The organism is Promicromonospora sp. NPDC057488 (assembly GCF_042802395.1).
Lineage (GTDB): Bacteria > Actinomycetota > Actinomycetes > Actinomycetales > Cellulomonadaceae > Promicromonospora.
This window is the reverse complement of record NZ_JBHVEG010000203.1, coordinates 1-10410: the sequence shown is the minus strand read 5'-3', so window position 1 is coordinate 10410 and position 10410 is coordinate 1. Positions and strand designations below refer to the sequence as shown.

Below are 10410 nucleotides of genomic sequence, written 5' to 3'. Positions count from 1 at the left end.
AGCTTGTCGAGACCCGGGTCTCGACAAGCTCGACCAGCGCCGGGCCCAGCGGCGCACACCAGCGGCTCAGCTGCTGCCCGCCGTCGCCGCGCCCGTCGTCGCCACCATGGTCGCGACCATCACCGCGTTGACCTCGTCGATCGCCCGCTTGACCGCGCTGCCGGCCCACTGCGACTCCGAGATCTCCTTGCCGCGCCGCTTGAGCGCCCGCCGGTCCTGGTCCGGGAAGACCTTGCGGGTCAGGTCGGTCGCGTGCAGCAGCGAGACCAGGGCCGCCGTCGGCTCGTCCAGGTCCGAGCTCCCGGTCAGCACGGCCAGCACCCGCTCCCGGACGGCGGCCTCCGGCGCCGGGTCGTGCGCCTTCCAGGTGGTGCTCGGGAACAGCCCGAGCACCTTGACCTGCTCCTCGCGCAGCACGCCCCGGGCCGCCAGCCCCTGCTGCAGCGCGTCGCGCAGCGTGCGGGCGAAGCTGCCCTGACCGATCTTCCGGATCGCGTCCTTGGGCCTGCGGCCCTCCAGCAGCTCGAGGATCTCGCGCTCCACCGGGTCGGACGGCGTGGCCCGGCCGGTCGCGCGGAACCTGCCCCGCTGACCGCCGTCGACGCCGTCGGACACGTCGAGCGCGCCCTGCAGCGTGAGCCCGGCGACGGCGGCACCGGCGAGCGCGAACTGCAGGTGCTGCCCGCTGAGCAGGGGGCGCCCCGAGGCGTCGTCGAGCGCGAGGAGCAGGTACTCCTCGGCGAGGCTGAGTTCCATGGCGGTCTCCCGGTCGTCGGCGTCGTGGGGCTGGGCCCTCGGGACCAGCAGACCACGGCGGGCCCGGCCGCGGGATCCGCCGCGGGGATGACGGCGGCCCGCCGCCGGACGGAGAAACCTGCCCAGGGTGAAACAGCCCGCCTGCATGGAATTAGCCGGACTTGGGAGTTTCGTTCCCCTAACCGGGCGAAAGCGGCAGACTCGTTACCGGAATGTGACGTGTCCGCCTGTCTGTCTGGTATTTGTGAGCGCTAACATTCCAACCGGGCACAAAGCCGCTAGCACTCGCACGATGCCGTGCGAGATCTCAAGGAGGAGACATGGCACGCACGACCCTGACCCGTACCGTTCTGGCCGCAGTGTCGGCAGCCTCGCTGTTCGCCCTCGGTGCGTGCAGCTCGGACGCCGGCACGGAGGCCGCGGGCGGCGGCGACACCGCCGCAGCTGACGACGGCGTCATCACGCTCGGTTTCTCCCAGGTGGGCGCGGAGTCCGGCTGGCGCGCCGCCAACACGAAGTCGATCCAGGACACGCTCACCGCGGAGAACGGCTTCGACCTCAAGTTCTCCGACGCGCAGCAGAAGCAGGAGAACCAGATCCAGGCCATCCGCTCGTACATCACCCAGGGCGTGGACGTCATCGCGTTCTCCCCGGTGGTCGAGACCGGCTGGGACGCCGTCCTCCAGGAGGCCAAGACCGCGGGCATCCCCGTGATCCTCACGGACCGCGCCGTCGACTCCAGCGACGAGACCCTGTACGAGTCCTTCATCGGCTCGGACTTCGTGCTCGAGGGCGAGACGGCCGGCCAGTGGGCCGTCGAGCAGTACGACGGCGAGGGCTACAAGGCGGTCGAGCTCCAGGGCACCACCGGCGCCGCGCCGGCGATCGACCGCAAGGAGGGCTTCGAGTCCGCCATCGAGGGCTCCGACATCGAGATCATCGACAGCCAGACCGGCAACTTCACGCGCGCCGAGGGCAAGACCGTCATGGAGGGCTTCCTCAACGCCCACGACGACATCGACCTCGTGTTCGCGCACAACGACGACATGGGTCTCGGCGCGATCGAGGCGATCGAGGCGGCCGGCATGACGCCGGGCGAGGACATCAAGATCATCACGATCGACGCCGTCAAGGACGGCATGCAGGCGCTCGCCGACGGCAAGATCAACTACATCGTCGAGTGCAACCCGCTGCTCGGCCCGGACCTGGCGGACATCGCCAAGAAGGTCCTCGCCGGCGAGGAGGTCGAGAAGCGCATCGTCGTCAAGGACGAGGCGTTCGACCAGGCGGCGGCCAAGGAAGCGCTGCCCACCCGCGAGTACTGACCCCCGCCGCCGGCCGCTCGTGGTCGTGAGCCCGTGCGCCGGTCGAGCTCCGCTCGCCCGGCGCACGGGTTCGCCGCCCGGCGGCCACGCACGTAAGAAGGTCGAGGATGACCCAGCAGACCACACCACCCGTCGTCGAGATGACCGGCATCAGCGTCGAGTTCCCGCCGGTCAAGGCCCTCGACGGTGTTGACTTCAGCCTGCGCCCCGGCGAGATCCACGCCCTCATGGGCGAGAACGGCGCGGGCAAGTCCACCCTGATCAAGGCCCTCACGGGCATCCACTCGCCGACGGCGGGGACCATCCGCGTGGACGGCGTCGAGCGTCGGTTCTCCGGCCCCGCCGACGCCCGGGCCCACGGCGTGAGCACCGTGTACCAGGAGGTCAACCTCTGCGAGAACCTCACGGTCGCGGAGAACATCATGCTCGGCGCGGAACCGCGCGTGCTGGGCGGCCTGAACTGGCGGGCGATCCGCCGGCAGGCGGCCACGCACCTGAGGCGGATGGGCCTGGACATCGACCCGGCGTCGTCCCTGGGGTCGCACTCGCTGGCCGTGCAGCAGCTCGTGGCGATCTGCCGGGCCACGGTGGGGGACTGCAAGGTGCTGATCCTCGACGAGCCCACCTCCAGCCTGGACACCGACGAGGTGGCCCACCTGTTCACCGTCATGCGCGCCCTGCGCGACGACGGCGTGGCGATCCTGTTCGTGAGCCACTTCCTGGACCAGGTGTACGAGGTCTCCGACCGCATGACGGTGCTGCGCAACGGCACCCTCGTGGGGGAGTACGTGACCGCCGAGCTGCCCGCGTCCGAGCTGGTGCAGCACATGATCGGCCGGTCCATGGACGTGCTGGAGGCCGCCGAGGAGGTGCTGGAGCAGGCCGAGCGGCCCGCTGACTCGACCCCGCTGCTGCAGGTGGTGGGCCTGGGCCGCAAGGGTTCGGTGCAGCCGTTCGACCTCGACCTCTACGAGGGCGAGGTGGTCGGCCTGGCCGGGCTGCTCGGCTCGGGCCGCACGGAGCTGGCGCGCCTGCTCACGGGCGCCGACCGCGCCGACGCCGGACAGGCCCTCGTGTCCGGCCGGCCGACGCGCCTGCGCAACCCGCGCGCGGCCATGCGCCATCGGATCGCGTACACGTCCGAGGACCGCAAGGGCGAGGGCGTCGTGGACGGCCTGACCGTGCGGGAGAACATCGTGCTCGCCCTCCAGGCGGAGCGCGGCTGGATGCGGCCGCTGCCCCGCAGGCAGGTGGACGAGCTGGTCGCGAAGTACATCCAGCAGCTCGGCATCCGGCCCGCCGACCCGGAGGCGCTGTTGCGCAACCTGTCCGGCGGCAACCAGCAGAAGGTGCTGCTCGCCCGGTGGCTCGCCACCGCCCCGAAGCTGCTCGTGCTCGACGAGCCGACGCGCGGCATCGACGTCGGCGCCAAGGCGGAGATCCAGAAGCTGGTGGCCGAGCTGGCCGCCGACGGCATGTCCGTCGTCTTCATCTCCGCCGAGCTGGAGGAGGTGCTGCGCATCTCGCACCGCATCGCGGTGCTGCGCGACCGCCGCAAGGTGGCGGAGATCGACGGCAACCGCGCGTCGATGGACCAGGTTGTCGAGCTCATCGCGGGAGGTGGGGCAGCGTGAGGGACGTACTGCGGCACCATCTGTTCTGGCCGGTGGCCGCGCTGGTCGCGCTGCTGGTCGCCAACACGGTCGCCCGGCCGAGCTTCCTGGCGGTCACCGTCCGGGACGGGCACCTGTTCGGCGCCCCGATCGACATCCTGCGCACGACGGCGCCCCTGCTGCTCGTCGCCCTGGGCATGACCCTGGTCATCGCGACGCGCGGCATCGACCTCTCGGTCGGCGCGGTGGTCGCGGTCTCGGGGGCGGTCGCGCTGTCGCACATCGCGTCGTCGCCGAACCCGGACTCGCCCGTCACCGTGCTCACCGCCATCGCACTGGCCCTGGTGCTGTGCCTGCTGCTGGGCGTGTGGAACGGGTTCCTGGTCTCGGTGCTCGGCATCCAGCCGATCATCGCGACGCTCATCCTGATGACGGCCGGCCGCGGCGTCGCCATGCTCATCACCGGCGGCATGATCACCACCGTCAACAGCGCGCCGTTCAAGGTGCTGGGCTCCGGGTTCTGGCTCGGCCTGCCCGCCGCCGCGGTCCTCGCGTTCGGCGTGTTCGCCGTGGTCGCGTTCGTGGTGCGGCGCACCGCGCTCGGCATGCTGCTGGAGGCCACGGGCATCAACCCGGCCGCGAGCCGGCTGTCCGGCGTCCGCTCCCGGACGCTGACCTGGACCGTGTATGCGGCGTCGGGCCTGTTCGCCGGCCTGGCCGGCCTGCTGATCAGCGCCGACACGATGGCGGCCGACGCCAACAACGCCGGCCTGTTCATCGAGCTCGACGCGATCCTCGCGGTGGTCATCGGCGGGACGGCGCTCTCGGGCGGCAAGTTCAACCTGTCGGGCACCCTGGTCGGCGCGCTGGTCATCGCCACCCTCGAGCGGACCGTCACCGTGCTCGGCATCTCGCCGCTGGTCACGCCTCTGTTCATGGCCCTGGTCGTCATCGCGGTGACGCTGCTCCAGTCGCCCAGGATGCGGGAGCGGCTCACGGCGGCCCGACGGCGCCAGACCATGGCACCTGCCGAGCCGCGGCCCACCGCACGCCCCGACTCGACCCCCGACTCGACGGAGGTGAAGGCCTGATGACGACGTCGGCCCCCGCGCCCGGCGCGGCCCCCACGGAACCCGTGACCCGCAAGACCGGCGCCCGGAAGCTCCCCGTCCGGCTGGACCGGCGCTACCTGCCGGTGCTGGGCACGTTCGTGGTGCTCGCCCTCATGCTGATCGTGGGCGGCACCAGGTACGAGAACTTCCTGACGCCCGCCGTGATCTCCAACCTGTTCATCAACAACGCGCACCTCATCGTGCTCGCGGTGGGGATGACCTTCGTGATCCTCACCGGCGGCATCGACCTGTCGGTCGGGTCGGTGCTCGCGCTGTCCACGGTGATCACCGCCGCCCTGCTCCAGGCCGGCCTGCCGGTGGCCGTGGTGCTCCCGCTCGCCGTGGGCGCCGGGACGGTGATCGGCCTGGCGCACGGCGTGATGATCCACTACTTCCAGGTGCAGCCGTTCGTGGCCACGCTCGCGGGCATGTTCTTCGCGCGCGGGCTGTGCTTCCTCATCGCGCCCGAGTCCATCGCGATCGACGACCCGTCGTTCGTGGCGCTCGCGAGCTGGGTGCAGATCTTCGGTGAGTGGCGCATGACCTCCAGCGTGCTGATCGCGCTGATCGTGGTGGGCCTCGGCTTCCTGGTGCTGCACTTCACGCGGTTCGGCCGCACCGTCTACGCGATCGGCGGCGGCGAGCAGTCCGCGCTGCTCATGGGCCTGCCCGTGGCCCGCACCAAGGTGCTCGCGTACGTCGTCAGCGGCACCTGCGCCGGGCTCGGCGGGCTGCTGTTCGCGATGTTCTCGCGGTCCGGCTACTCGCTGACCGGCGTGGCGATGGAGCTCGACGCCATCGCGGCCGTCGTCATCGGCGGCACGCTGCTCACGGGCGGCACCGGGTTCGTGCTCGGCTCCGTGCTGGGCGTGCTGGTGCTGGGCCTGATCCAGACCATCATCACGTTCGAGGGCACCCTCAGCTCCTGGTGGACCAAGATCGTCATCGGCGTGCTGCTGCTGATCTTCGTGGCCCTCCAGCGGGTGCTGAGCCTCCGCCGCACCTGACGAGTACCCCGCCCCTGACCCGCCGCACCGGTTGCGCCGGGTCAGGGGCGGGGGTCCTACCCATCCGAGAGCCACAACGACGTGACGAGAGGAATTACAACGATGAAGAGATCGACGAGACGCAGGACCGCCCTGGTGGCGGCCGCACTGAGCCTCGGTCTGGTGGCCCCCGCGGTCGCGGCGGCAACGACGCCCGCCGTCGTCCCGGCCGGACCGGCCACCCAAGCCGCAGCCGACGCCGACCACGCCGCCTACTTCTTCCCCTACTTCACCGGGGAGTCCACCGCCGACGGCGAGACCATCTCGTTCGCCGTCTCGGACGGGCCCGACCCGCTGGAGTGGACCACGCTCAACGGCGGCGAGCCGGTGCTCTCCTCCGACCTGGGGACCAAGGGGCTGCGCGACCCGTTCCTGATCCGCGGCGGGGACGGCACGTACTACCTGCTCGCCACCGACCTGCAGATCTACGGCGGCGGCAACTTCGGCGACGCCCAGGAGACCGGCAGCCGGTCGATCATGGTCTGGGAGTCCACCGACCTGGTGAACTGGGGCGAGCAGCGCGAGATCGAGCTCGCGCCCGAGAACGCCGGCAACCTGTGGGCCCCCGAGGCGTACTGGGACGAGGCGGCGGGGGAGTTCGTCGTCTACTGGGCCTCGGCGCTCTACCCCGAGGACGTCCCGCCCGCCGAGCGCGACATCCGCGACTCCTACCAGCGCATGCTGTACGCGACCACCACCGACTTCGAGACCTTCTCGGAGCCGCAGGCCTGGATCGACGAGCCGCAGGGTGACGGCCTGGGCATGATCGACTCCACGGTCCAGGAGGAGGACGGCGTCTACTACCGCCTCACCAAGGACGAGTCGTACATGGGGATGCGGCAGGAGTCGTCCACCGATCTGCGCCGCACCCAGGGTGTGTCCGACGGCGACGGCTGGGACCTCATCAAGGAGCGCGTCGGGTTCGGTCAGCCCAACCCGTGGGGCGGCACGTTCACCGGGGGCGAGGGCCCCACGCTGTTCCCGTCGCTCACCGACGACCGCTGGTTCCTGCTCCAGGACCAGCCCAGCTACCACGGCGGCCAGGGCTACATGCTCTTCGAGACCGACGACCTGAGCAGCGGGGAGTGGACGGCCAACCTCGACGCGATCCTGCCGGCCAGCCCCCGGCACGGCACCGTGCTGCCGATCACCGCCGAGGAGCGCGACCGCCTGCTGGCCGCGTACCCGCCCGCCGAGACCCCGGTCCAGGAGCACGCGCTCGACGTCGACGCCACGGCGGCCGGCACCGAGATGAGCGACGACCTGTACGGCGTCTTCTACGAGGACATCAACTACGCGGCCGACGGCGGCCTGTACGCCGAGCTGGTCCGCAACCGGTCCTTCGAGTTCGCCGCGACCGACAATTCGAGCTTCACGGGGATGACCGGCTGGGACGTGGTCCAACGAGGCTCGTCAGGTACCGCCGTCGTCGGGTCCGAGCGCGGCCAGTGGCTCAACGACAGCAACCGCGCCTACCTGACGGTCCAGGCCGACGGCCCCGGCGTCGGCGTGCGGAACGCGAGCTACAACGAGGGCTTCGCCATCGAGAAGCGCAAGAAGTACGACTTCTCGGTGTTCGCCCGCGCCGAGCGCGGTCAGCGCCTCACCGTCAGCCTGGAGTCGCCCGACGGCGGGACCACCTACGCGTCCACCACGGTGACCGTCAACGGCACCGACCGCTGGAAGAAGCACACGGCCACCCTCACCGCGAACCGCACCGTGAACGACGCCCGGCTCGTGGTCACCGGCGGCGCTCGCGGCACGCTACGCCTCGACATGGTCTCGCTGTTCCCGCGCGACACCTGGGTGGGCCCGGTCAACGGGCGCTCGCCGCTGCGCGCGGACCTCGCCCAGAAGGTCGCCGAGCTGGAGCCGTCGTTCCTGCGGTTCCCCGGCGGCTGCGTCACCAACGTCGGCACGTTCGACACGTACCTGGAGTCCGACGGCGCCGACCGCCGTCGGACCTACCAGTGGAAGGAGACCATCGGGCCGGTCGAGGAGCGGCCCACGAACTGGAACTTCTGGGGCTACAACCAGACCTACGGCCTGGGCTACCTGGAGTACTTCGAGTTCGCGGAGGACCTGGGCGCCACCCCGCTGCCCGTGCTCTCGGTCGGCGCCAACGGCTGCGGCAGCAACATCCCCGAGATGACCGACGACGTCCGCATCGAGCGCTGGGTGCAGGACACGGTGGACCTCATCGAGTTCGCCAACGGATCGGTGAAGACGAAGTGGGGCAAGGTGCGCGCCGCGCTGGGCCACCCCAAGCCGTTCGGCCTGCGGTACATCGGGCTGGGCAACGAGGAGAACACCGACACCTTCCAGGCCAACTTCCCGCGGTTCCGGGACGCCGTCGAGGCGGCGCACCCCGAGGTCACGGTGATCTCCAACTCGGGCCCGGACGACGCCGGCGCCCGGTTCGAGGAGCTGTGGGACTTCAACCGCGAGCAGGGCGTCGCGATGGTTGACGAGCACTACTACAACGACCCGTCGTGGTTCCTGTCGAACACCGAGCGGTACGACTCCTACGACCGCGAGGGCCCGCACGTGTTCCTCGGCGAGTACGCCTCGCGGGGCAACGCGTGGTCCAACGCGCTGTCCGAGGCCGCGTACATGACCGGGATCGAGCGCAACGCCGACCTGGTCGAGCTCGCCTCGTACGCCCCCATGTTCGCCAACGAGGACTACGTGCAGTGGTCCCCGGACATGATGTGGTTCGACAACGACGAGTCCTGGGGCTCGACGTCGTACTGGACGCAGAAGATGTTCATGACGAACACCGGTGACCGGGTGGTCCCGTCCACGCACGACGGCCCGGAGGAGACTCCCGCCGACATCTCGGGCGGCGTCTTCCTGTCCACGTGGAACACCCGGGCGGCGTACGACGACGTCGTGGTCACCGACAACGCGTCCGGCGACCTGCTCTTCTCGGACTCGTTCGACGACGCCTCGGGCTGGGACCCGCAGTCCGGCTCGTGGGCGGTGTCCGACGGCGAGTACGTGCAGTCGGCGGGCAACGTCACCGACGCGCGCTCGATCATCAGCGACGCCTACGCCAAGGACTGGGACAACTACACCCTGGAGCTCGACGCCCGGAAGCTGGGCGGGAGCGAGGCGTTCCTGATCGGCTTCGCGGCCGGCGGCCGGGACGACTTCTACTGGTGGAACCTCGGCGGGTGGAACAACACCCGGCAGGCGCTGCAGCGGGCCGACAACAGCTCGGCGAACGAGGTCGCGGCCGTGGAGGGGCACTCGATGGAGACGGGCCGCGACTACCACGTCAAGGTCGTGGTCTCCGGGCGCACCATCAAGCTCTACCTCGACGGCGAGCTGCAGATGACCTACACCGAGCCGACCACCGAGTCGCTGTACCAGGTGGTCACGCGCGACGAGCGCACCGGTGACCTGGTGCTCAAGGTGGTCAACCCCTACGAGTCGGTCGCGCGCACGTCGGTGTCGCTCGCCGGGGCGAAGGTGGACTCCCGGGCGTCCGTGACCGAGATGACCGGGGCGCCGTCGGCCCGGAACACCAAGACCCAGCCCGAACGGGTGGTGCCCGTCGAGAGCCGCACGCGGCTCGACGTGTCCCGCTCGGGTGGCGGCTCGGCGTTCACGTACGACTTCCCGGCCCACTCGATCACTTTCCTGAGGCTTCACGAGCGCTAGCAGCTTTCACGCCCACGGGACCACCGTCACCCCGTACGGTGGTCCCGTGAGCAAGCTGCCCGAGGAAGTCCGGGAACGCCCCATGCCTGATCCTGCCGAGCTGCGTCAGCTGGTCGCCGACCTCCGCCGCCTGGTGCTGACCTACAAGTTCGGGATCGACGAGGTCATGACCAAGATCTCGATCCTCCGGGACGAGTTCCGGCACATGCAGAACTACAACCCCGTGGAGCACGTGGGGTCGCGGCTCAAGTCGTTCGAGTCGATCGTCGCCAAGTGCCGGCGCAAGGGCATCCCGCTGACGCCGGAGGGCGTGCGCGACCAGATGTTCGACGTCGCCGGAGTGCGGATCACCTGCAGCTTCGTCAACGACATCTACCTGGTGCGCGACATGCTGCTCCAGCAGACGGACCTGACGCTGCTCGAGGAGCGCGACTACATCAAGCACCCGAAGGCGACGGGGTACAAGTCGCTGCACCTCATCGTGCAGATCCCCGTGTACCTGTCCGACCGGGTGGAGAAGGTCATCGTCGAGATCCAGCTGCGGACCATCGCGATGGACTTCTGGGCGAGCCTCGAGCACAAGATCTACTACAAGTACGACGGCGACGTGCCCCGGCACCTGACCGACTCGCTCAAGCTCGCCGCCGACGTCGCCTGGTCGCTCGACACCTCGATGGAACGCATCCACGACGAGGTCAAGGCCATCTCGGGCGACGAGGAGCCGGTCGCGAGCCGGCACAACCTGCACACGCCGGAGGAGATGCTGCGCGACTTCTGGCGCGCCGCGGAGGCCGACGGCGGGTTCGGGTTCGACAGCGAGACCTGACCCCGCTGGTCGAGCTCAGCCACCGGTGGTCGAGCTTGTCGAGACCTGGATCGGTCTCGACAAGCT

General features: G+C 70.1%; 7 protein-coding genes. 6 read left to right on the top strand and 1 reads right to left on the bottom strand.

Features of this window, described 5'->3' with window-relative positions; translation table 11 throughout:
* Positions 1 to 66: 66 nt before the first annotated feature.
* The gene (locus ACFU5G_RS26380) at positions 67 to 756 is read right to left on the bottom strand and encodes a GPP34 family phosphoprotein (RefSeq protein WP_377251446.1); all 690 of its coding nucleotides are present in this window, start codon (positions 754 to 756) and stop codon (positions 67 to 69) included.
* A gap of 320 nt (positions 757 to 1076) precedes the next feature.
* On the opposite strand from ACFU5G_RS26380, the gene ACFU5G_RS26375 reads away from it, so the two are divergent.
* From ACFU5G_RS26375 to ACFU5G_RS26350, 6 genes are all read left to right on the top strand, one after another.
* Entirely contained in the window at positions 1077 to 2081 is a 1005-nt protein-coding gene (locus ACFU5G_RS26375) for an ABC transporter substrate-binding protein (RefSeq protein WP_377251444.1), read from the top strand.
* Between the two features lie 107 nt (positions 2082 to 2188).
* Positions 2189 to 3715 carry a sugar ABC transporter ATP-binding protein gene (locus ACFU5G_RS26370; RefSeq protein ID WP_377251442.1) on the top strand — a complete coding sequence of 509 codons (1527 nt, stop codon included), beginning with the start codon at positions 2189 to 2191 and terminating at the stop codon, positions 3713 to 3715.
* Positions 3712 to 4785 (top strand): ABC transporter permease, encoded by a 1074-nt coding sequence (locus ACFU5G_RS26365; protein ID WP_377251440.1) that lies wholly within the window; start codon positions 3712 to 3714, stop codon positions 4783 to 4785. Before ACFU5G_RS26370 ends, ACFU5G_RS26365 begins: the two co-directional genes overlap by 4 nt.
* Complete coding sequence (gene yjfF / locus ACFU5G_RS26360) at positions 4785 to 5813, top strand: galactofuranose ABC transporter, permease protein YjfF (protein WP_377251438.1); 1029 nt, start codon at positions 4785 to 4787, stop codon at positions 5811 to 5813. Before ACFU5G_RS26365 ends, yjfF begins: the two co-directional genes overlap by 1 nt.
* A 102-nt stretch (positions 5814 to 5915) precedes the next feature.
* A complete protein-coding gene (locus tag ACFU5G_RS26355; RefSeq protein WP_377251436.1) occupies positions 5916 to 9518 on the top strand; it encodes an alpha-L-arabinofuranosidase C-terminal domain-containing protein in 3603 nt (1200 codons plus the stop codon).
* A gap of 46 nt (positions 9519 to 9564) precedes the next feature.
* Entirely contained in the window at positions 9565 to 10344 is a 780-nt protein-coding gene (locus tag ACFU5G_RS26350; protein WP_377251434.1) for a GTP pyrophosphokinase family protein, read from the top strand.
* Positions 10345 to 10410 lie beyond the last annotated feature (66 nt).